The 21876-nt window shown below is 69.8% G+C and carries 20 protein-coding genes; 10 read left to right on the forward strand and 10 right to left on the reverse strand.

What is annotated here, in order from left to right:
* The first annotated feature begins 2 nt into the window (after positions 1 to 2).
* The 5 genes from ACH34R_RS29300 to ACH34R_RS29320 all read left to right on the forward strand — a co-directional run bounded on the left by ACH34R_RS29300 (position 3) and on the right by ACH34R_RS29320 (position 4536).
* Positions 3 to 656, forward strand: a complete 654-nt coding sequence (locus ACH34R_RS29300) for a hypothetical protein (RefSeq protein ID WP_397564755.1) — start codon at positions 3 to 5, stop codon at positions 654 to 656.
* Positions 653 to 1744, forward strand: coding sequence for a C40 family peptidase (locus tag ACH34R_RS29305; protein ID WP_397564756.1), 1092 nt, complete (start codon positions 653 to 655; stop codon positions 1742 to 1744). The genes ACH34R_RS29300 and ACH34R_RS29305 overlap by 4 nt, the downstream gene beginning before the upstream one ends.
* A gap of 14 nt (positions 1745 to 1758) precedes the next feature.
* The gene (locus ACH34R_RS29310; RefSeq protein WP_397564757.1) at positions 1759 to 2160 is read left to right on the forward strand and encodes a (deoxy)nucleoside triphosphate pyrophosphohydrolase; all 402 of its coding nucleotides are present in this window, start codon (positions 1759 to 1761) and stop codon (positions 2158 to 2160) included.
* Between the two features lie 30 nt (positions 2161 to 2190).
* Complete coding sequence (locus ACH34R_RS29315; protein WP_397564758.1) at positions 2191 to 3093, forward strand: hypothetical protein; 903 nt, start codon at positions 2191 to 2193, stop codon at positions 3091 to 3093.
* Positions 3094 to 3216: 123 nt separating this feature from the next.
* Positions 3217 to 4536, forward strand: coding sequence for a hypothetical protein (locus ACH34R_RS29320; RefSeq protein WP_397564759.1), 1320 nt, complete (start codon positions 3217 to 3219; stop codon positions 4534 to 4536).
* Between the two features lie 109 nt (positions 4537 to 4645).
* Here ACH34R_RS29320 and ACH34R_RS29325 read toward each other — a convergent pair whose 3' ends face one another.
* The 7 genes from ACH34R_RS29325 to ACH34R_RS29355 form a co-directional block, all read right to left on the reverse strand.
* Positions 4646 to 5404 (reverse strand): succinate dehydrogenase/fumarate reductase iron-sulfur subunit, encoded by a 759-nt coding sequence (locus ACH34R_RS29325; protein WP_397564895.1) that lies wholly within the window; start codon positions 5402 to 5404, stop codon positions 4646 to 4648.
* A complete protein-coding gene (locus ACH34R_RS29330) occupies positions 5404 to 7302 on the reverse strand; it encodes a fumarate reductase/succinate dehydrogenase flavoprotein subunit (RefSeq protein ID WP_397564760.1) in 1899 nt (632 codons plus the stop codon). The genes ACH34R_RS29325 and ACH34R_RS29330 overlap by 1 nt, the downstream gene beginning before the upstream one ends.
* A gap of 38 nt (positions 7303 to 7340) precedes the next feature.
* On the reverse strand, positions 7341 to 8144 hold the full coding sequence (locus tag ACH34R_RS29335) for a hypothetical protein (protein WP_397564761.1): 804 nt from the start codon (positions 8142 to 8144) through the stop codon (positions 7341 to 7343).
* Positions 8145 to 8365: 221 nt separating this feature from the next.
* Entirely contained in the window at positions 8366 to 8815 is a 450-nt protein-coding gene (locus ACH34R_RS29340; protein ID WP_111167701.1) for a response regulator, read from the reverse strand.
* A complete protein-coding gene (locus tag ACH34R_RS29345; protein WP_397564762.1) occupies positions 8808 to 10370 on the reverse strand; it encodes an ATP-binding protein in 1563 nt (520 codons plus the stop codon). Before ACH34R_RS29345 ends, ACH34R_RS29340 begins: the two co-directional genes overlap by 8 nt.
* Positions 10367 to 11578, reverse strand: a complete 1212-nt coding sequence (locus tag ACH34R_RS29350; protein ID WP_397564763.1) for a PP2C family protein-serine/threonine phosphatase — start codon at positions 11576 to 11578, stop codon at positions 10367 to 10369. The genes ACH34R_RS29345 and ACH34R_RS29350 overlap by 4 nt, the downstream gene beginning before the upstream one ends.
* A gap of 26 nt (positions 11579 to 11604) precedes the next feature.
* Entirely contained in the window at positions 11605 to 12543 is a 939-nt protein-coding gene (locus ACH34R_RS29355; protein ID WP_111167716.1) for a LysR family transcriptional regulator, read from the reverse strand.
* Positions 12544 to 12721: 178 nt separating this feature from the next.
* On the opposite strand from ACH34R_RS29355, the gene ACH34R_RS29360 reads away from it, so the two are divergent.
* Genes ACH34R_RS29360 through ACH34R_RS29370 form a run of 3 tightly spaced genes read left to right on the forward strand, consistent with a single transcriptional unit; the run spans position 12722 to position 16139 of the window.
* Positions 12722 to 13486, forward strand: a complete 765-nt coding sequence (locus tag ACH34R_RS29360) for a succinate dehydrogenase cytochrome b subunit (RefSeq protein ID WP_397564764.1) — start codon at positions 12722 to 12724, stop codon at positions 13484 to 13486.
* Positions 13483 to 15408 (forward strand): fumarate reductase/succinate dehydrogenase flavoprotein subunit, encoded by a 1926-nt coding sequence (locus ACH34R_RS29365; protein ID WP_397564765.1) that lies wholly within the window; start codon positions 13483 to 13485, stop codon positions 15406 to 15408. Before ACH34R_RS29360 ends, ACH34R_RS29365 begins: the two co-directional genes overlap by 4 nt.
* Positions 15405 to 16139 carry a succinate dehydrogenase/fumarate reductase iron-sulfur subunit gene (locus tag ACH34R_RS29370; protein WP_397564766.1) on the forward strand — a complete coding sequence of 245 codons (735 nt, stop codon included), beginning with the start codon at positions 15405 to 15407 and terminating at the stop codon, positions 16137 to 16139. Before ACH34R_RS29365 ends, ACH34R_RS29370 begins: the two co-directional genes overlap by 4 nt.
* Before the next feature lie 870 nt (positions 16140 to 17009).
* Here the strand turns inward: ACH34R_RS29370 and ACH34R_RS29375 are convergent.
* The gene (locus ACH34R_RS29375; protein ID WP_397564767.1) at positions 17010 to 18311 is read right to left on the reverse strand and encodes an MFS transporter; all 1302 of its coding nucleotides are present in this window, start codon (positions 18309 to 18311) and stop codon (positions 17010 to 17012) included.
* 724 nt (positions 18312 to 19035) lie between these two features.
* Positions 19036 to 19425 (reverse strand): hypothetical protein, encoded by a 390-nt coding sequence (locus ACH34R_RS29380; RefSeq protein WP_397564768.1) that lies wholly within the window; start codon positions 19423 to 19425, stop codon positions 19036 to 19038.
* 197 nt (positions 19426 to 19622) lie between these two features.
* On the opposite strand from ACH34R_RS29380, the gene ACH34R_RS29385 reads away from it, so the two are divergent.
* The gene (locus ACH34R_RS29385) at positions 19623 to 20780 is read left to right on the forward strand and encodes a pentapeptide repeat-containing protein (protein ID WP_397564769.1); all 1158 of its coding nucleotides are present in this window, start codon (positions 19623 to 19625) and stop codon (positions 20778 to 20780) included.
* 130 nt (positions 20781 to 20910) lie between these two features.
* Here the strand turns inward: ACH34R_RS29385 and ACH34R_RS29390 are convergent, their stop codons facing one another.
* The gene (locus ACH34R_RS29390) at positions 20911 to 21279 is read right to left on the reverse strand and encodes a VOC family protein (RefSeq protein WP_397564770.1); all 369 of its coding nucleotides are present in this window, start codon (positions 21277 to 21279) and stop codon (positions 20911 to 20913) included.
* 62 nt (positions 21280 to 21341) lie between these two features.
* Between ACH34R_RS29390 and ACH34R_RS29395 the strand changes: the two genes are divergently transcribed.
* Positions 21342 to 21800 (forward strand): MarR family winged helix-turn-helix transcriptional regulator, encoded by a 459-nt coding sequence (locus ACH34R_RS29395; protein WP_397564771.1) that lies wholly within the window; start codon positions 21342 to 21344, stop codon positions 21798 to 21800.
* Positions 21801 to 21876 lie beyond the last annotated feature (76 nt).

A 21876-nucleotide genomic window follows, 5' to 3' on the forward strand; every position in this document is an offset into this window, starting at 1 on the left:
GGATGGCCCCAGCAGGTGACCGGCGCAAGCTGGTGTTCGGCGCGCTGGTCGTGGTACTGGCGCTGGTCGGGGTGTACCTGACCATGTGGCCGGGCGGCGAGCGGGAGCCGGCGGACGCCGGCAGGTACGAGCCCGGCCGCACGCCGAGCGCGCCCCCGGTGACGCCGCGCCCGCCGCTCGCGACCGCCAGCGACGCCCCCTTCGACATCTACTCCTACCTGCCGATGACCAAGGAGGAACTGGCCGCCACGGCCGACGTGGCGCGCCGGTTCACCGCGGCCTACGGCACGTTCCGCTTCGATGAGGCACAGAACGCCTACGCCGACCGCCTCAAGGGGTTCACCACGGCCGACCTGGGCGCCGAACTGGCTCGCTCGGTCGCCGCGCCCGGCGTCATCGAGCAGAGCATCGCCGAGCAGCGGATCTCCGAGGGATCGGCCGCCGTCAAGCAGATCAGGCAGATCGACGAGACGTCGGTGACCTACGTCGTGACCGGTTCCCGGAAGGTGACGGTCAGGAACGTGCCCTCGCAGAGCAGCGAGGACTTCGCCGTCACCCTCGTCCAGGTGGGCGGCGACTGGCGGGTACACGATCTGCAACCCGCCACCGCCGGACAGGAGGGCGACCCGAACACCGTCCCCGAGGGGGTGACATGAACACCTCCCGTGCCCGGATCGCGGTCTTAGTCGGCGTGGCGGGGTTGGTTCTGATGACGCTGGTGATCGCGCCGATGCTGATGAGCACCTTCCCCTCCATCCTGGGGGGCAGCGGCACGATGCCGGACTGCTCGGAGCCCGTTTCCGAGGGCGACGAGGACCAGTCGGGGACGGCGTCCTCCGACATCCCCGCCGAGTACCTGGAGCTGTACAAGGAACACGGCAAGAAGATCGGCGTGCAGTGGAACGTCCTGGCCGGGGTGGGCAAGCGGGAGACCAACCACGGCCGGTCCCGCCTCCCCGGCGTGCAGAGCGGCACCAACTCGGCGGGCGCGGCCGGGCCGATGCAGTTCCTGATCAGCACCTGGGGCGGCAAGTCCAAGATCAAGATCCCGTCGCGGTTCAACGGGTACGCCTCCGACGGCGACGGCGACGGCTGGGCCGACGTCTACAACCCGGCCGACGCCATCTTGGGCGCGGCCCGGATGCTCAAGCGCAACGGCGCTCCGGAAGACCTGCGCAGGGCGCTGTTCACCTACAACCGCGCCTGGTGGTACGTGGACCAGGTGCTGGCCCTCGCCCGCGGGTACGCCAAGGACGGCGAGGTGAAACGCCCGCCGGAGGCCGATCCGATGTGCGACCAGACCATGGTGGACGCGGCGCAGGGCGAGGTGCTCAAGAAGATCATCGACTACGCGCTGGCGCAGCGCGGCAAGCCGTACCGCTGGGGCGGCACGGGGCCCGACGCGTTCGACTGCTCGGGCGTCATCTACATGGCCTACCGCAACGCCGGCCTGACGATTCCGCGTACGACGTTCGTGCAATGGCCGTTCGGTGTTCGCGTCAAGGACGGCGACGAACAGCCCGGTGACCTGGTGTACTTCAATTCCGGGCCCGGTACGCGCGCCGACAGCCCGGGGCACGTCGGGCTGGTGGTGTCCAAGGGCAAGATGCTGGAGGCCAGATGCACACTGTGCGGGCCGATCAAGGTGACCAGCTACGCCAACCGGCCGGGCCGGGTCGGTTTCACCCGCCCGCTGGACACCGACTCGGTCAAGAAACAGCTCGAACGGCTGGAGCAGGGCTGACATGATGACTTTCCATGGCTGAGCAGGCTGAGCAGATCGTCGTGGGGGCCGCGATCGTGGCCGGTGGGCGGCTGCTCGCGGCGCAGCGCGCCGAGCCGCCCGCGCTGTACGGCGGGTGGGAGTTCCCCGGGGGCAAGGTCAACCCGGGGGAGTCCGAGGTGGCGGCGCTGATCAGGGAGTGCGACGAGGAGCTGGGCGTGCTCATCAAGGTGGGCGCGCGGGTCGGCGGCGACTGGGCGCTGGCCGACGGCTACCTGCTGCGGGTGTGGCTGGCCGAGGTGGTGGCGGGCGTACCTGAGCCCAAGGAGCACCTGGAGCTGCGCTGGCTGTCCCGCGCGGACCTCTACACCGTGCCCTGGCTGCCCGCCGACCTGCCGATCGTGCAAGCCGTGGAGAAGCTGCTCGACGAGGGTTGAGCGGCCACATAGCGCGATATAACCACTACCGTGGGTGCGAGTTGTGGGGGGCCGCGCGCGCCGGGTGTCCGCTCGGCGGGCGTCTGCCTGGCCGCGTTCTGCCTGGCCGGGCTCGGTTCGTACGGCGGGGCCGCCGCCGACTCCGGGTGGGGGCGCTGGGTGCGGGTCGAGTTGCGCGGGCCGGCGGCGGGTGCGCGGCTGAGCGTCGTCACCGATCCGCCCGGGGCCGCGATCGTCGACTGCCCCACCCGCACTACGGAGCGGGAGCCGGGGGAGTGCGCCTTCGGGGCCATCCCCGAGTCCCGCCACGCCGACGTGTGGGTGCGATCCGCAGAGCCCGGCGAGATCCGCGTGACCGCACGGGCCGACACCCTCCTGTACGACGGCCGCTGGACGGCCCGCAGCGCCACCGTGGTCCTCACCGAGGCCGGAGCCCAGCTCGTCGCCGGGGCGTCCGGGCAGGGCGATCCCGACCGGCTGATCGAACGTGTCTGGACTCCGGCGGTCGCACCCGCAGAGCCCTCGGAGAATACGCGCAATGGGGAAGTAAGGGCCGAACCGAATTCCACGCAGAGCCGCAAACCTGACGACAAAAGTCATGACAAGCCCGACGGCAAAGCAGCCGAAAAGCGGCCCGGTGCCGCGGAGCCCGCCACCCCACCGGTTCAGGCCCCGCCGTCGGCCGATCCGGTGCCGGTGCAGGAGCCGCCGCAGATGCCGGTGGTCGCCGACGCGCCCGGTCCCGCGCCGGTCCCGCCGCCGCTGCCGATGCGGCTGACCACGGTGGCCTCGGCGGCGAAGAGCGACGACGCCACCCGCCCGGAGCTGCGCGGACTGCCCGCCGTACTGGCCGCGGTGGGCGTGCTGCTCGGGCTGTTGTGGGCGCTGCCGGCGGTAAGAGATCGCGGCAGGGGGCGTGGCGAGCCCGATTGACGGCCGCCATTGTGCGGCCCGCCGGTCGGATTGGCGGCAAAGCGGTGTTGCCCGCACTGGTTTGCTGTTAGTTTTACCCATCTAGGGTTTTCCTTGACTTGGAAGTGTTCGGGGAGGACACGGGTGTCGCGACAAGGGCGAGCCAAGGCCGTGTCCGTGCTGGTCGTCACGATCGGCCTGTGCGGTGCCGGAGTGCTGGCGGCGGCTCCGCTGATCGGTTCGAGCGCGGCAGCCGACGCGGGCAGTACGCGAGCGGTGGTCGCCGCCTCGCCGACGAAACCGGAGCCGCCCGAAAACGCGGGCCCCGAGGTCCCCGAAGACTCCGACCTTGAGCCGGAGGTGACGGTCACCGTCACCGTCACCCCGGAGGACACCGACCCGGTCGAGGTCACCGAGACGGTCACGGTGACCCCGAAGAAGCCGAAGAAGCCGAAGCCCACCAAACCGGTCAAGACGCCGCCGCCCGCGCCCGACCCGACCACTGCCGCGCCGCAGCCGCAACCGCTGCCCAGCCAGGAGATCCCGGAGATCCCCGCCAATACGGCGACCGCCGACGTGCCCGACCCGTCGGTGGGGCAGTCCGTCTCCCTGCCCGCCGCCACGGCCACCCCGCTCAACACCCCGCCGAGCAGTCAGGCGACGATGGTGACGCAGGCGCAGACCACCGAGGCGATCGCGGTCGAGCTGCGCGAGGGCACCCCGGAGACGGACCGGGTCAGGCTCAGCCGCCAGCTCGGCATCCCGGCGCTGGTCCTGACCTTGCTCGCGCTGTTCGCGGTGCTGTTCTACGAGAAGAAGCTGCGCCGCATGGCGCACGCCGCGGCCGTGCGCACGGCGGGCCCCGGCGTGGCCGGTGACCCGGCGGCCTACCCCGGCTATCCGGGCTATCCGGGCTACCCGGCGGGTCCGGGCTATGTCGCCAACTACGTCCCCGGCGGCTACCCGGCCGGCCCGGCCTACACGACCGTCGTGAGCTTCGTGCCGGTGCCGCAGCAGCCCGTCCCGCCGTACGAACAGCAGCCGGTGCTCCAGTTGCAGCCGGAGGCCGACGCCGGCCCGGCCAAGCCCACCGACAAGCCCGCCGCCGAGCTTCCGTCCGACCCGCCGGCCGGGGCGGTGCGCGGCCCGCACGACCGCGGTGGCTTCGACGACTTCACGGAGCCGGACGAGGGCGGCAAGAGCGCGTCCACCTGGTTCTCCCCGGGCTCTCCGGGCTCTCCAGCCGAGCAGGACTCCACGCCCCCGCCGTACCGCATGCCCGCGGACACCCCGCGCTACGGCCCCGAGCCGCCCCCCACGACGCCCGACACGACGGCCGTCTACGTCATGCCCGAGCTCCCCGAGCAGGGCGACGACGCCGAGCCCCCCGCCGCCAAGCCCGAGGTCCAGGAGGGCCCGGGTGGGGCCCCCAAACGCGGCCTCTTCAAGCGCCGCAAGCCGTAACCCCCGCAGCGCACACACAGCGGCGCACACAAAGCGACGCACGCCAAGCAGCGCACGCAAAAGGGGCGGTACCTCCCAACGGTGGCACCGCCCCTTTTGAATGCCCGCCCTACTTGGCGGCGGAGCGTTTGAAGATCTTGTTGCCGAGCCAGACCAGGGGGTCGTAGCGGCGGTCGACGAGGCGCTCCTTCATGGGGATCAGCGCGTTGTCGGTGATCTTGATGTGTTCCGGGCAGACCTCGGTGCAGCACTTGGTGATGTTGCAGTAGCCGAGGCCGTGCTCGTCCTGGGCGGCGTCCTGGCGGTCGGCGACGTCGTAGGGGTGCATGTCGAGTTCGGCGATCCGCATCAGGAAACGCGGGCCGGCGAACGCCTGCTTGTTCTCGTCGTGGTCACGGATGACGTGGCAGACGTTGTTGCACATGAAGCACTCGATGCACTTGCGGAACTCCTGGGACCGCTCGACGTCGATCTGCTTCATCCGGTACTCGCCGGGCTGGACGTCCGACGGCGGGGTGAAGGACGGGATCTCCCTGGCCTTCTGGTAGTTGAAGGACACGTCGGTGACCAGGTCCTTGATCACCGGGAAGGTGCGCATCGGGGTGACCGTGATGACCTCGTCCTCCGCGAACGTGGACATCCGGGTCATACATCCCAGCTTGGGCTTGCCGTTGATCTCCATGGAACACGAGCCGCACTTGCCCGCCTTGCAGTTCCAGCGGACCGCGAGGTCGGGCGTCTGGGTGGCCTGGAGGCGGTGGATGATGTCGAGGACGACCTCGCCCTCGTTCACCTCGACGGTGAAGTCCTCCAGCCGGCCTTCGCCGCCCTCACCGCGCCAGACGCGGAACTTGGCCTTGTAACTCATCATGACTCCTTGACCGCGAGGTCGTACTCGGCCATCTCTTCGTCCGTGAGGTACTTGCTCAGCTCCCCGCGCTCGAAGAGGGTGATCAGGTCCGCCCGCATGGACGGCTGAAGCTGCTCCTGGACGTTCACCGACGTGCCGTCCGGAGCCGCCGTGCAGACCAGCAGCCGACGCCGCCAGTCGGCGGTCATGTCCGGGTAGTCGTCGCGGGTGTGACCGCCGCGGCTCTCCTGGCGGGCCAGCGCGGCCCGCGCCACGCACTCGCTGACCAGCAGCATGTTGCGCAGGTCCAGGCACAGGTGCCAGCCGGGGTTGTAGATGCGGCTGCCCGCCGCGCCGACGCCCTTGGCGCGCTCGCGCAGCTTCTCCACCGCCTCCAGGGCCTCGGCCATCTCCCCGGCCTTGCGGATGATCCCGACCAGCTCGTTCATCGTGCGCTGTAGCTCGTGGTGGACCTCGTAGGGGTTCTCACCGGGGCGTTCGAGCGGGGCCAGCACCTCGGCCTGGGCCTCGGCCACCGCCTCGTCAGGTACGGCCGGCCGCCGCTCAAGGCCGTCGATGTAGGCGGCGGCCCCGGCGCCCGCGCGGCGGCCGAAGACCAGCAGGTCCGACAGCGAGTTGCCGCCGAGCCGGTTGGAGCCGTGCATGCCGCCGGACACCTCGCCCGCCGCGAACAGCCCCGGCACGGAGGCCGCCGCGGTGTCGGCGTCCACCTCCACGCCGCCCATCACGTAGTGGCACGTCGGCCCCACCTGCATGGGCTCGGCGGTGATGTCGACGTCGGCCAGCTCCTTGAACTGGTGGTGCATCGACGGCAGCCGGCGGCGGATCTCCTCGGCGGGCAGCCGGCTGGAGACGTCCAGGAACACGCCGCCCTGCGGTGAGCCGCGCCCGGCCTTGACCTCGGAGTTGATCGCCCTGGCCACCTCGTCGCGGGGCAGCAGCTCGGGCGGGCGGCGGTTGCCGGCCTGGTCGTCGTACCAGCGGTCGGCCTCCTCCTCGGTGGTGGCGTACTTGTCCTTGAACACCTCGGGGATGTAGTCGAACATGAACCGCTTGCCCTCGGAGTTGCGCAGCACCCCGCCGTCGCCGCGGACCGACTCGGTGACCAGGATGCCGCGCACCGAGGGCGGCCAGACCATGCCGGTCGGGTGGAACTGGATGAACTCCATGTTGATCAGCCTGGCCCCGGCCAGCAGCGCCAGCGCGTGCCCGTCGCCGGTGTACTCCCAGGAGTTGGAGGTCACCACGTAGGACTTGCCGATGCCGCCGGTGGCCAGCACCACCGCGGGGGCCTCGATCAGCATCAGCCGGCCGGTCTCGCGCCGGTAGCCGAAGGTCCCGGCGATGGCGCCGTCGTCGTCCTTGAGCAGGCGGGTGACCGTGCACTCGGCGAACACCTTGATGTAGGCCTCGTAGTCGCCGTGGACGGCGTAGTCCTCCTGCTGGAGGGCGACGACCCGCTGTTGCAGGGTGCGGATCATCTCCAGGCCGGTACGGTCGCCGACGTGGGCCAGCCGCGGGTACTCGTGCCCGCCGAAGTTACGCTGGCTGATCTTGCCGTCCTTGGTCCGGTCGAACAGCGCGCCCCACGCCTCCAGCTCCCACACCCGGTCGGGGGCCTCCTTGGCGTGCAGCTCGGCCATCCGCCAGTTGTTCAGGAACTTGCCGCCGCGCATGGTGTCGCGGAAGTGGACCTGCCAGTTGTCGGCCGGGTTGACGTTGCCCATGGCAGCCGCCGCACCGCCCTCGGCCATGACGGTGTGCGCCTTGCCGAACAGCGACTTGCACACGATGGCGGTCTTCTTGCCCTGCTGGCGCGCCTCGATGGCGGCCCGCAGCCCCGCTCCGCCGGCGCCGATGACGACGACGTCGAATTCGTGACGTTCGATATCCATGATCTGGGCTTCCTTAACGGGCTTCCTGAGCAGGCTTCCTAGAAGAACGTGATGTCGGTGACGATGCCCTTCGCCACGAGCCGTACGTAAAGGTCGGCGAACAGCACGGTGTACATCGACACCCAGGCCAGCAGCATGTGCCGGGCGTTCAGCTTGGAGACCAGGCCCCAGAACCGGTACCGCAGCGGGTGGCGGGAGAAGTGGTTGAGCCGTCCGGCGACGATGTGCCGGCAGGAGTGACAGGACAGTGTGTAGGCCGAGATGAGGACCGCGTTGACCGCGAGGATCACCGTCCCCACGCCCATGTGCCCCCATTCGCCGTCCGCGTTGCGGAAGGCCACGATGGCCTCGTAGGTGAGGACCGCGGAGATCAGGACCGAGCCGTAGAAGAAGTAGCGGTGGACGTTCTGCAGGATCAGCGGCAGCCGGGTCTCACCGGTGTACTTCCCGTGCGGCTCGGCGACCGAGCACGCGGGCGGTGACAGCCAGAACGAGCGGTAGTAGGACTTGCGGTAGTAGTAGCAGGTCAACCGGAACCCACCGGGCAGTCCCAGTACGAGGACACCTGGTGGCAGCGGGAACCAGTCGCCGATCGGGGCGAACCCGAACACCCGCGCGCCCTCCGGGCACACCTCCAGCAAACAGGGTGCGGAGAACGGGGCGACGTACGGCGCGATGTAGTAGCTGGGGTCGAACATCGCCCAGAAGCCGTACACGAGGAAGGACGCGAGGGCGGCGAAGGTGAGCACTGGGGCCAGCCACCATCGGTCCGTGCGCAGCGTGCGCGCCTTGAGCTGCGCGCGTTGTCTCCTGGCCGGGCTCTCGGCCGTTGTCTGGGTCATCAGTGACCTCTCCATGTCCCGCGGACCTCGCCGGCGGGGTCCGGGTCTCGTTCGTTCGTGCGCGCACGACTCGTGGCAGGGACAAGGCACACGCAGCGGCACGCCTTGGTGGCAGATACGTTACGACCACCAGATCAGCTTGTGTGAGCCGGGTCACTCACTTTTTCGCGGTACTGGTGTGATTCCTGTCACGTAGCCGGTCAATGATCCCGTCTGAAGTGTCAGGAGTGGAGTCCGGGACGGGCGAGTTTCCCCACTGTTACGAAAAAGTCGTCGATCTGCCGCACTACCTGGATGAATCGCGCAAAGTCCACTGGCTTGGACACGTATGCGTTTGCATGCAGATGGTAGCTCCGTAGGATGTCCTCCTCCGCCTCGGATGTGGTCAGTACCACAATCGGGATGCTGCGCAGCTCGGTGTCCTGCTTGACGACGGCGAGCACCTCGTGCCCGTCCATGCGGGGCAGGTTGAGGTCGAGCAGCACCAGGTCGGGACGCGGGGCGTCGGCGTAGGGGCCCTCCCGGCGCATAAAGGCCACGGCGTCCTCGCCGTCCTCCACCACGTGCAGCCGGTTCCGCAGCTTGTTGTAGTCGAACGCCTCCCTGGTCAGCAGCACATCGCCGGGGTCGTCCTCGACCAGCAGGACCTCGATCGGGTAGAAGTCAGCCATCGTCGGCTCCTGATCCGGGGAGAGGGGCGCCCGGTGGGTCCGCGCGAACGGTCCACCGGAACGTCGTGCCGGGGGTCTCCGTGTCTCCGTGCTCTACCCAGATCCGGCCGCCCAGATACTCGACGATCTTCTTGGCCATCGCCAGGCCGATGCCCGTGCCCGGATACGCCTCGCGCGAGTGCAGCCGCTGGAAGATCAGGAAGATCCGGTCGGTGTGCCGGGGATCGATCCCGATCCCGTTGTCGGAGCAGGAGAACACCCACATCTCCCCGTCGCGCACGGCGCTGATCCGGATGTGCGGCGGCTCGGCGGAGCGGAACTTCACCGCGTTGCTCAGCACGTTCTGCCAGAGCCTGGCGAGCAGCGGCCCGCTCCCGTAGACGCACGGCAGCGCGCCGTACTCGATCCTCGCCTCCGACTCCTCGATCGCGGCGGCCAGGTCGCGCAGCGCGGACCGCAGGGCCTCGCGGGAGTCGGTCATCTCCAGGGTGCCGCCGGCCTTGCCGACGCGGGAGAAGTCGAGCAGGTCGTTGATCAGCTTCTGCATGCGCTTGGCGCCGTCCACGGCGTAGGCGATGTACTGCCGGGCCCGGTCGTCCAGGTCGGCCGCGTAGCGCTGTTCCAGCATCTGGGTGAAGCCGGCCACCTTGCGCAGCGGCTCCTGAAGGTCGTGGCTCGCCACGTAGGCGAACTGCTCCAGCTCGCCGTTGGACCTGCGCAGCTCGGCGGCCTGGTCCTCCAGCCTGCGCCGGGCGTCCTGCGCGATGCGCCACTCGGCCAGGATGCGCTCGCGCATCTCGTCCACGTCGGCGGCGAGCGCGGCCAGCTCGGCCGGGCCGCGGACCCGCACCCGGTGGTCGAAGTCGCCGGAGGCGACCGTGCCGATCTGCGCCGCCAGGTCGTTGACCGGCCGCAGCACCGCCATGCGCAACACCACGGCCAGCCCGGCGAGCGCGGCCACCAGCAGGCCCGTCCAGATCCCGAGCGCCACATAGACCTTGCCGGCGCCGTCATTGACCGCCGCCGCGCCCGTCCGGTGAACGCCGGCCAGCCGCTGCCGCAGCGCGGTCAGCTCGGTGTGGACCGCGGCCTGCCGTACCTCGTCCGCGCGCTCGTCGCCGGACGCGCCCGCGGCGACCGGGTCGGCGTACTCGGCCCGCCACTGCGCGGAGGCCGTGCCGAGGCGGGCGAGCGCCGCGGTCACCGGCTCGCCGAACTCCTGCCCGGCCACCAGCCGGGCGATCTCGCCGGATGCGGCGCGCTCGGCGGCCACCGCCGCCCGGTAGGCGGTGAGGTGCCCCGCGTCCGGCTCGGCGCGGTGGGCCGCGATGGCGGCCCGCTGCGCGCCCTGCGCGGTGGTGAGGTCCATCGTGCGCAGGATCGCCGGGTCGATCACGTCCAGGATCGTGTGCCTGGCCTGGCGTCCGTCGCCGAGCGCGATCGAGGTGAGCGCCGCCCCCACCACCAGCAGCACCCCCATGAGCGCGGCGGTGAGCAGCAGCAGCCGCCCGATCGTCAGCCCGGCGACCCGGCCGGCCGGTGAGCGGGCGGTCATCGTTCCGCTGGAGGGCGGCGGACCAGCACCAGCGCCAGATCGTCGCTGAGGGCGTACTTGTGCCGCCCGGTGACCGCGCCGACGATCCGGTCCAGGTCGAACCCGCCGTGCTCGCGGACCACCCGTAACAGCCCCTCCAGGCCGAGCAGCGCGCCGCCCACCGACGCCTCGATCAGCCCGTCGGTGTACAGCAGCATCGCCCACTCCGCGCCCAGCGCCACCTCGATCGCGGGCCACTCGGTGTCGGGGAAGATCCCGAGCGGCGGCCCGGACGGCGTGCCGGCCACGAACTCGATCGACCCGCCGCGCAGCACCAGCGGCGGCGGATGCCCGGCCACCCACATCCGCGCGGAGTCCAGGGCCGGGGCGATGGTCACCACGCAGACGGTCGTGAAGATCTCCGGGGCGTTGCGCTCCTGGCGCAGCAGCGCGTCCAGAATGCGCAGCATGCCGCTACCGGTGTGCCCGGCCAGGACCAGTGTGCGCCAGGCGATCCGCAGCGCCACGCCGAGCGCCGCCTCGTCCGGGCCGTGCCCGCTGACGTCGCCGATCAGGATGTTGACCGCGCCGTCCACGCTCTGCACGGTGTCGTAGAAGTCGCCGGCCAGCAGGGCCTCCTGCCGTCCGGGCAGGTAGCGGGTCTGGTGGTCCAGGTCGCCGGTGCGCAGCAGCGCCACCGGCAGCAGGCCGTGCTCCAGCCGGGCGTTCTCCTCGGCCACCCGCTCGGCCTCGCGCAGCCGCTGGGTGGTCAGCACGGCGTGTTTGCGCTCCACCGCGTAGCGGACGGCCCGGTCCAGAGTACGGGTGTCCACCTGGCCCTTGACCAGGTAGTCCTGGGCGCCGGCGGCCACCGCGGCGGCGCCCGCCGAGGCGTCGTCCAGCCCGGTCAGCACCAGCACGGCCGCGTACGGGGCGTCGGCGATGACCTGCTGCGGCGCCTCAAGGCCGGTCGCGTCGGGCATGGACAGATCGACCAGCACGCAGTGGATCTCGGGGGAGAGCCTGCTCAGGCCGTCGGCCAGGGTCCGGGCCCAGAGGATCTTGGGCGGCGTGCGGGTGGCGCCGAGCAGTTCCTGGACCAGGTACGCGTCCGCCGGGTCGTCCTCGATCAGGAGCAGCGTGAGGGGGTCCGGTTCCTCCTTCTGTGGGCTGCTATGCCGTTCGGGTGGCTCGCCTGCGGCGGACGTACCGGGGGGCAGCGAGATCACGGACACCTCGTGGGTTCGGGACCGGCCTATGCCAACCGGCCGGCCAACTCAACTCCCTGGGGAAGGCTGCCGTCCTGCGCGGCCTCGGTGAGGAACCGGAGCAGCGTCGCGCGAAACGCCTGCGCGGCGCGGATCGGTTCGACGTCCTTGCGATGTGAGAGCGCGATGGTGCGGTGCAGGCCCGGCGGCACCAGCGGGGTGCCGGTGAGCCCGGGGCGGGCGTCCAGCACCATCGAGGGCACCACCGCGATGCCCAGTCCCGCCTCGACGAACCTGAGCACGGCGTCCATCTCACCGCCTTCGACGGAGAACCGGGGCTCGAAACCCGCCTGGCGGCACGCGCTGAGCGTCGCCTCCCGAAGGTCGTAGCCGCGCCGGAACATCACCATCGGCCGGCCGCGGAGATCTTCGATCCGCAGGTGGTGCCTGCGCGACGGCGGGGCGTGCGACGGAGAGGCCACCACCAGATTTTCGCTGAGGATTTCCTCGGTGACCAGAGACGGGTCGCTGCTGTGCAGCGGGAGGATGATCAACGCCAGGTCGAGCTGGCCCCTGGCAAGGTCCCTCACCAGGTCGCGCGAGCCGCCCTCCTCCACCAGCAGCTCGACGCCGGGATAGTCGATGTGGAATCTGGCCAGGGCGTCGGCCAGCAGCCCCGCGCACAGTGACGGCGTCGCGCCCAGGCGTACCCGCCCGCGGCGCAGGCCGGCCAGCTCGGCGACCTCGCGGCGGGCGGTGTCGGCGTCGGCCAGCATGCGGCGGGCCAGCGGCAGCAGCGCCTCGCCCGCGGGGGTCAGCGTGACGTTGCCGCGGGCGCGGTTGAGCAGCGGCGCGCCCAGCTCCTCCTCCAGCGCCCGCACCTGCTTGCTCAGCGACGGCTGGGCCACGCGCATGCGCTCGGCGGCATGCGTGAAGTGCCTGGCCTCCGCTACGGCCACGAAGTAGGCGAGCTGCTGAAGCTGCACAGTTCAATAGCGTAGGGCTATCGATTCAGGCGGCTTCATGCGGTGTGAGTTTGGTCGCAGTACGCATGCCTGCGCGCACCGCCACCCGCGCGGACGCAGAGTGAATAGCTGCTGGCTATGGAAACCAGACAGTTGCCGACTTGGACGCCCCGCACGGGTGATTCGTAACGTCGATGCCGTGACAGCCACGATCGAGCGCGGTGCGGCCACCGCGCCAGTCGCCTCCCACGAGCCGCCCCGGCCGCCGACGGCCGCTCGGAACCACAAGGGCGGGTTCTTCCGCTCCTCCAACGGCAAGAAGGCCGTGATGGCGGTCACCGGCGCCGTCATGGTGCTCTACCTGATCGCGCACATGGCCGGAAACCTGAAGATCTTCTTCGGGGCGGCCGACTTCAACGAGTACGCGGCCTTCCTGCGCGAGATAGGCCATCCGCTGGTGCCGCACCGGACCGTGCTCACCCTGGTCGAGGTGGTCCTTTCGGTGTCGGTCGTGCTGCACATGTGGTCGGCGGTGTCGCTGGCCAGGCGGGCCGCCAGGGCCAGGCCGGTCAAGTACGCGGCCCGGCCGAAGTCGCAGGCGTCCGGGTACGCCGTCAAGACCATGCGCTACGGCGGCGTCATCATCCTGCTGTTCATCATCTGGCACCTGCTGGACCTGACCTTCGCCGCGGTGAACCCCGCCGGTCCGAACGGCGAGCCGTACCAGCGCATGGTCGAGGGCTTCGCGCCCGGACGCTGGCCGGTCACCCTGTTCTACGTGGTCGCGCTGCTGCTGGTCGGCCTGCACCTGCGGCACGGCCTGTGGAGCGCCTTCCAGACGCTGGGTCTGGCCGGGGGGCGCAGGGAGCGCCCGGTGAAGCTGGCCGCCGCCGGCCTGTCGGCGCTGCTGGTGCTCGGCTTCCTCTCCGTTCCGCTGTCGATCACGATCGGACTGGTCAAGTGACCCACACCGTCGGCGAGCCCATCCGGGACACCAAGGCACCCGAGGGGCCGATCGAGGAACGCTGGAGCAAGCGGCGTTTCTCCGCCAAACTCGTCAACCCCGCCAACAAGCGCAAGCTGCACGTCATCGTGGTCGGCACCGGCCTGGCGGGCGGCTCGGCCGCCGCGACGCTGGGCGAACTGGGCTACAACGTCACGTCCTTCTGTTACCAGGACTCGCCGCGCCGGGCGCACTCGATCGCCGCGCAGGGCGGGATCAACGCCGCGAAGAACTACCGGGGCGACGGCGACAGCATCTACCGGCTGTTCTACGACACGGTCAAGGGCGGCGACTTCCGGGCCCGCGAGTCGAACGTCTACCGGCTGGCCGAGGTCAGCGTCAACATCATCGACCAGGCGGTCGCGCAGGGGGTGCCGTTCGCCCGGGAGTACGGCGGGCTGCTCGACACCCGTTCCTTCGGCGGCGCCCAGGTCTCGCGTACCTTCTACGCGCGCGGCCAGACCGGCCAGCAGTTGCTGCTCGGCGCCTACCAGGCGCTGGAGCGCCAGATCGCGGCGGGCACGGTGACCATGCACGCGCGGCACGAAATGCTGGACCTGATCGTGTCGGACGGCCGCGCCCGGGGCGTGGTGGTCAGGGACATGGTGACCGGCGAGATCGAGACCCACCTGGCGGACGCGGTGGTCCTGGCCACCGGCGGCTACGGGAACGTGTTCTTCCTGTCCACCAACGCCAAGGGCTGCAACACGACGGCGATCTGGCGGGCGCACCAGCGCGGGGCCTACTTCGGCAACCCCTGCTACACGCAGATCCACCCGACGTGCATCCCGGTCAGCGGGGAGTACCAGTCCAAGCTGACGCTGATGTCGGAGTCGCTGCGCAACGACGGCCGGGTGTGGGTGCCGGTCAAGGCGGGCGACACGCGGGAGCCGGGGGACATCCCCGAGGCCGAGCGCGACTACTACCTTGAGCGGATTTATCCGGCCTTCGGAAACCTCGTCCCCCGGGACATCGCCTCCCGCGCCGCCAAGAACGTCTGCGACGAGGGCCGCGGCGTCGGCCCCGGCGGACTCGGCGTGTACCTGGACTTCGCCGACGCCATCGCCCGGCTGGGCCGCGACGCGGTGGAGAAGAAGTACGGGAACCTGTTCGAGATGTACGAACGCATCACCGGCGAGGACCCCTACAGCCGGCCGATGCGGATCTACCCCGCCGTCCACTACACGATGGGCGGGCTGTGGGTGGACTACGACCTCCAGTCCACGATCCCGGGCCTGTTCGTGGTCGGCGAGGCCAACTTCTCCGACCACGGGGCCAACCGGCTGGGCGCGTCCGCGCTGATGCAGGGACTCGCCGACGGATACTTCGTGCTGCCCACCACGCTCGGCGACTACCTGGCGGGCGGGCCGTACGGGGAGGTGGACCAGGAGTCCGTGGCCGAGGCCGAGAACGGGGTCCGCAACAAGATCCAGAAGCTGCTGTCGGTGAACGGCACGCGCACCGCCGACTCCTACCACCGCGAGCTGGGCAAGCTCATGTGGGACTACTGCGGCATGGAACGCACCGAAGAGTCGCTGCGCAAGGCGCTGGCGCGGATTCCGGAACTGCGGGCGGAGTTCTGGCAGAACGTCAAGGTGTCCGGGCAGGCCGAGGAGCTGAACCAGGCACTGGAGCGTGCCGGGCGGGTCGCCGACTTCTTCGACCTGGCCGAACTGATGTGCATCGACGCCCTGCACCGCAGCGAGTCCTGCGGCGGGCACTTCCGCGCCGAGTCCCAGGACGCGGACGGTGAGGCGCTGCGCGACGACGAGGACTTCGCGTACGTCGCGGCCTGGGAGTACCGCCCCGAGGGCGGGCCGGTGCTGCACCGTGAAGACCTCAAGTACGAGTACGTGAAGATGACCCAGCGGAGCTACAAGTGAACCTGACCCTGAAGGTCTGGCGCCAGGACGGCCCCTCGGACCAGGGGCGGATGGTGACGTATGAGGTCAAGGACGTCTCTCCGGACATGTCGTTCCTGGAAATGCTCGACGTCCTGAACGAGCGGCTGATCCTGGAAGGCGGCGACCCGGTCGCGTTCGACCACGACTGCCGCGAGGGCATCTGCGGCATGTGCGGCATGGTCATCAACGGGGTCGCGCACGGGGAGCAGCGCGCCACGACGACCTGCCAGCTCCACATGCGGCACTTCAAGGACGGCGACACCGTCACCATCGAGCCGTGGCGGGCCGCGCCGTTCCCGGTGGTGAAGGACCTGGTGGTGGACCGGTCCGCGTTCGACCGGATCATCCAGGCGGGCGGGTTCATCTCGGTGCCCGCGGGGTCCGCGCCGGACGCGCACGCGCTCCCGGTCAAGAAGGACGACGCGGACTCGGCGTTCGACGCCGCCACCTGCATCGGCTGCGGCGCCTGCGTGGCGGCGTGCCCGAACGGCTCGGCCTCGCTGTTCACGGCGGCGAAGATCACCCACCTGGGGCTGCTGCCCCAGGGGCAGCCGGAACGCGACAAGCGGGCCAAGGCCATGGTCGACCAGATGGACCTGGAGGGCTTCGGGGGCTGCACGAACACGGGCGAATGCACGGCGGTCTGCCCGAAGGGCATCCCGCTGAGCACCATCGCCCAGATGAACCGCGACTACCTCAAGTCCAAGTAGCCAGGGGCCGCGCGCGGCGCGGTCGTTGTGGTGCGTTGCGGGGGCCTGCGCGGCGCGGTCAGGTGCATTGCGGGGCCTGTGCGGTGTTGGGGGCCTTGTGCGGTGTGGGCGGGTGCCAGGGTGAGCCTTTACGGCAGAGCCCGGTGCCCGCCGCCCGTCGTACGGGGTGGCGTCCCGTGCCCGGCATTTCGCGAGCGCCGTGGCCGCCCGCCGTTCCAGCACCGGCCAAAGAGGCCCCCTTTCCAGCCCTCGCGCCGTTGGACCGGGGGCCACTGTCCCACCGCCCTCCGGGCGCTGCCCCGCCTCCGGCGGGACTGCCGCGCTCCGCGCGCAGGTGCCGCGCTTCGCGCGCGGGTGACGCGCTTCGCGCGCGGGTGACGCGCTTCGCGCGCGGGTGACGCGCTTCGCGCGCGGGTGACGCGCTTCGCGCGCAATCGCCTTCGCTTCGCTCAGTCCTGTCCCTTCGGGCAGGCCGCGCTCCGCGCGCACAGGTCCGCCTCCGGCGTGGATGCCGCGCTTCGCGCGAGTTGGTCCGCCTTCGGCGGTAATGACGCGCTTCGCGCGCAATGGTCTTCGCTTCGCTCAGTCGTGTTCCTTCGGGTTGGTCGCGCTTCGCGCGTACGGGTCCGCCTTTGGCGGGGTCGGTCGCTTCGCGCGAGTTAGTCCGCCTTCGGCGGGACGGGTCGCTCCGCGCGCATAGGTCCGCCTTCGGCGTGGGTGCCGCGCTTCGCGCGCAATCGCCTTTGCTTCGCTCAGTCGTGCTTCCTCAGGCAGGTCGCGCTTCGCGCGCGCAATGGTCTTCGCTTCGCTCAGTCGCGTCCGCCTTTGGCGGGGTCGGTCGCTTCGCGTACGTGTCCGCCTTTGGCGGGATCAGTCGCTTCGTGAGGCTGTCTCGGTGGCTACCTCGGGCGAGGTCGCCCCTTGGGAAGGCTCGGCGGCATTGCGAGACTTTCTCATTCCCGCCAGTGCGCCGAGGAGGGGCGGCAGGGCACCGACTGCGAAGCAGGCGGCCAGTGCCAGACGTTCGATGAGCAGCCCCGCGTAAGCGGAGCCGGCCGCGCTTCCGGTGTTGAACGCCGTGTTGACCCATGCACTGGCCTGTGTCTTGGCACCGGTGGCCGCCGCTTCGTCCGCCAGCATGTAGGCCGTGGTCAGGGCGGGGGCCAAGAACAACCCGGCGATGCCCACCAGCACCGACAGTACGCCGATGTTCGGGGCGAATCCGGCGGCGGCCAGAGACAGCGCCAACCCCGTGGCCAGTAAGGGCAGCCGGCTTTCCAGCTTGAGCCGCCATGGCACGGCACCATAGGTCAGCCCGCCGACGGCGCTTCCGGCGGCGAGTGCGGCCTCGACCCAGGCGACTGCCGCGAGTTGCGCGTGTCGCTCGGCGAACGCGACCATGAACAGGCTCAGCGACCCCAGGCACATGCCCACGCCGACGGTCACCAGCACGAGCCGTCGTACGTCGGCGATGCCCGCGAACAGGCTCCATCGGCTTTTGGTCGGCTTGTCCGAGCATGGCGTGGAGGTGGGCGGCACCTCGCCTTGCCGGAGTCTGCCCGAGAAGGCGGGATCTGCGGCGGGCGAGGCCGCCAGCGCCAGCGAGCCGACGATCATCAACACCGCGCTGATCAGGACCCCTAGCGAAGGATGGGCCAATCCTGTCAACGAGCCGGCGATGAGGGGCCCGGTCACGTAGAGAAGTTCTTCGGCGACGGTGTCGAGGGAGTAAGCGCGGTGCAGGAGTGTGCGGTCGGAAAGCAGATCGCTCCACAGAGTCCGCATGATAGGGCCGAGCGGTGGAGTGAACGCCCCTGTGATGCCCGCGAGTGACCACAGCGGGGCGCTGGGCGTACCCGGCCGCCAGGTGAGGACGGCCACCAGGGCCAGGAGCAGGGCGTAGGCGATCGCCATTGGGGGGAGGACTCGGCGGATCCCGTACCGGTCCACCAACTGTGCGCGTAGCGGGGACAGCAACGAGCTGGCGAGCCCGAACAGCGCGATGGCGCCGCCGGCCATGGTGTAAGAGCCTGTGGCCTGGGTGAATGCCAGGACCAGCGAGAGAAAGACGATCCCGTAGGACAGTCTCCCGACCAGTGCCGCGCTGAAGGTGCGACTAGCGAGAGGGGCGCGGAGAACAGCGGCATAGGACGCCGCCGATTCGGACGACATGAGAACACCTCGGAAAAGGCAGCGCCAAGCCGGGGATATACGGAAAGGAGACGCTGCAGCGTAAGAGAGACCGCTTCCACATCAAGCCCATGTTGGTCGGGCGACGCGGTGGGACATCTCTAGGCACGAGGGTGGATCATGCGCACCAGGCTAACACGGGTGTAGGTGCCGTATCTCGGGCTGCTCGGCCGAAGCCGGTGTGGTCGTGGCCCTCACGTATCCCGCCCGGTCGCCCCACACCTGCCCGGGGCCGGCGCGGCCTTAGCGACGTCCGTGCGAGGACCACATGCCACGCCAGGGCACCGAAACCCGGCAGGGCAAACCCCGGACGCCCACCCGGCTCGGTGAACAGCCGACCCGCTCCTCGCTACGACGCCGGCAAGGCAAGGCAAGGCAAGGCCGGGCCGGGCCTTGGTGCCGTCCTCCCGGATCACGTTGACCACCAGGTGGACATGATCGTTCCCGCCGCTCGACCGCCCATGATGCACGGTGATCCACCGGCACGGCGCCTTGCCCGAGGCCGCGTCGAAGCCGAGGCCGCTCACCACCGCCCGGGCGATGTCTGCCCACCGCTCATCGCCCAGCGGCGCCTCACTGGGGTGCAGCGATGCGGACCGCCAACGGTTGTTGTGTCGAGTGTCGAGTGTTGAGCGTCACGAGATGTCAGTGGGAAACGACAGCAGCTGATAGTGGCGGCGACGTGAGATGTCAGTAGGGCCCGTCACTATCTGTTGTTGATCGCGGCGAAGATGTCAGTGACCCGGTACGTCACCGTCGTGGTCCGAGGTGGTCTGCGGTGAGCCCTCGGCGAGCGGGGCGGCGTCGCCGTACAGCAATGTTGAACGACAAGTTGTTGGGAGTAGACATCACGTGGGTTACCAGCCGGACGAGTGATGGCAAGGCCGAGCTCGGATTCGATCAGGTCGCAAACATCTCGCCTCCGGTACCAGTTACGCAGGTTCGGGCGGCGGCCGTCCTGGCGGACCAGGGTGGCCACGAGGTGAATGTGGTCGCGGGCATGACGAAGCGCGATCCATCGGCAGGCGAACAGGTCGCCGGCGGGGGCGATGCCCGCGGCGTCCATGAGGGTTGCCCCGGTCAGGTCGATTCGCATCCCTGGCTAATGGCGGGGCGAGACACTTGAACACTCTGGCGCAACCATCGGTGTCCCGATGAAATGACCCCATGTCATGGATGTCGCGACGGCGGGCTGAACCGCCCCTCCCGCCTGAACTCCCGCGCACTCCTCGCCCGGCCGCCTGGTGGATCCTGCCGGCGGTACTGCTGGTCGGCGGAACGATGGCGGGGACCTTGTGGTGGCTGCTGGCGACCCTTCCCGCGGATCTGCCGGGCCAGCCGGGCAGCGCGCGGGGGGAGGCCTTGCGCACCGCGCTCGCAGCTGGCGCCGGTGTCGGTGCCGCCATCACCCTGGCGCTGGCGTTCCGGCGGCAGCGGCACCAGGAGATCACCACCGCCCACGCCGCCTATGACGCCACCGAACGACGCGTCACCGAGCTGTACACCAAGGCAGCCGAGCAACTTGGCCACGCCACTCCCGCCGTCCGTCTGGCGGGACTCTACGCACTGGAACGCTTAGCTCAGGACAACCCCGGCCACCGTCAGACCATCGTCAACGTCATCTGCGCCTACCTGCGCATGCCGTACACCCCACCTCGAAGCGCCGCGCCTGAGCGTGCCGCCTCGTCGCCCCCTGGACCTTGGCAGAGCGTCTCCCCGGCCGAACCTGACCCAGCCCCAGCTGGCGAACGGCAGGTCCGTCTCACCGCGCAGACCATCCTGGCCGAACATCTGCGCGACGAGCGCCGCCCCAACCAGGCCCTTGGCCTGCCGGCCTCGCCCCGCCATTGGCCAGGGATGCGAATCGACCTGACCGGGGCAACCCTCATCGACGTCGATTTCACCGGCGCGCACCCAGCCGAGGCCCTGTTTGCCGGCGCCACATTCGTCGGGGAGACCGCATTCGGATGGGCGAGCTTCTCCGGTCAGGCCCGCTTCGACAAAGCACACTTCACCGATGACACCTGGTTCACGGGGGCGAAGTTCGCTGAGCTGGCGGAGTTCTCCGCAGCCGTCTTCTCCGGGGGCGCCAGCTTCGAGGACACGACCTTCGCCTCGGACGCGCTCTTCTACAAAGCGACCTTCTCGGCGCATGCCCATTTCACTGAGGCCACCTTCGCCGACCACGCCATCTTCGCCTCGGCAACCTTCAACGCGGACGCCCATTTCGACGAGGCCAGGTTCACCGAATACGCCAGGTTCGACGAAGCGGGCTTCACCGGCGCCCTCGCATTCGACGGGGCGATGGTCACCGAGTTCACCGGGTCAAGGGAGAACAGGGCCGAATGGTCCCAGATCGCCGATCATCCGGATCATGTGTGGCCACCGGGCTGGCAGCTCGTAGACGGCCTAAACGGCACCACGGTTCTGGCACGAGAACAACGCGCATAGCCGGCTCGTTGCCGGCGTTCTCGGACGTGGCAACGGGAGACTTCGCCCGACTTCGTCATTGGCAGTGGCGCCGGACACGTCGAGGTCTTCTGGATGTGCGGTGCAGGAATCTCTCTCCTTGGGAGACCTGTCAGGAGCGATCGTGGAGGGTGATCTGGTACCCGTCGGGGTCGGCGAAGGTGAATGTCCGGCCGAAGGGGCCGTCGATCGGTGCGGAGACGATGGTGTGACCGTCGGCGACCAGAGCATCGTGAATGGCTTGGACGTCTGTGGCGTGGAGCCAGACCGCGGCACCGATGCCGGGCCGGGCGGCGGCTGCGAGATCGGTGCCGGGAACGATGTCGCGGAGTGCGAACGCGATCGGCTTCGTGTCGAAGACGACGGCGTGCGGAGGTCCGGTCTGCGAGCGGACGAGGCCGAGGTACTGCTCGTAGAACGCCTGCGAAGCGTCGAGGTCGCGCACTTGGAGCGAGATGAAGTCGGGGCCGGTGGCGGGCATGATGATGCTCCTTCCTTCATGTCAGCTTTCTGACACAGGCCAACGTATGTCAGAATACTGACATGAGTCAAAGCGGTGTCGGCGTCGACCTGGAGACGTCACTGGGCTACCTGCTGAAAGAGGCGTCGAGCGCCCTCCGTGCGGCCATGGAGGAGGTGCTGCGGCCGCTCGGGATGAGCGTGACGCACTACTCCTGCCTCGAACTGCTGGCTCAACGACCGGGCTTGTCCAACTCCGAGCTCGCGCGGGGCGCGTTCGTGACTCGGCAGACGATGAACGTGCTGCTCCAGGCCCTGGAGCGAGACGGCTACGTGACCAGGCCCGCGGAGGCGCCCGTCGGGAAGGTCCTTCCCACGCGGCTCACGCCTCGCGGCCGGCGGAGCCTTGCCAAGGCGACCGTAGCGGTCCGGTCCGTCGAGGTCAGAATGCTGGGCGGCATGACCGAGGCCGAGCAGTCGGACGCGTACCGGATCCTGCGGAGCATGATCCATTCCCTGCGCGATGGCGACGAAGGCGCATAGCTCGTTCTCCGGCACACGTCTCGTCGCGCTCGGACAGGAGTGCGGCCGAGCGTGAAAATCCGTGCCGGCGACCTCG

The sequence above is a fragment of the Spongiactinospora sp. 9N601 genome (assembly GCF_044326295.1).
Classification (GTDB): domain Bacteria; phylum Actinomycetota; class Actinomycetes; order Streptosporangiales; family Streptosporangiaceae; genus Spongiactinospora; species Spongiactinospora gelatinilytica.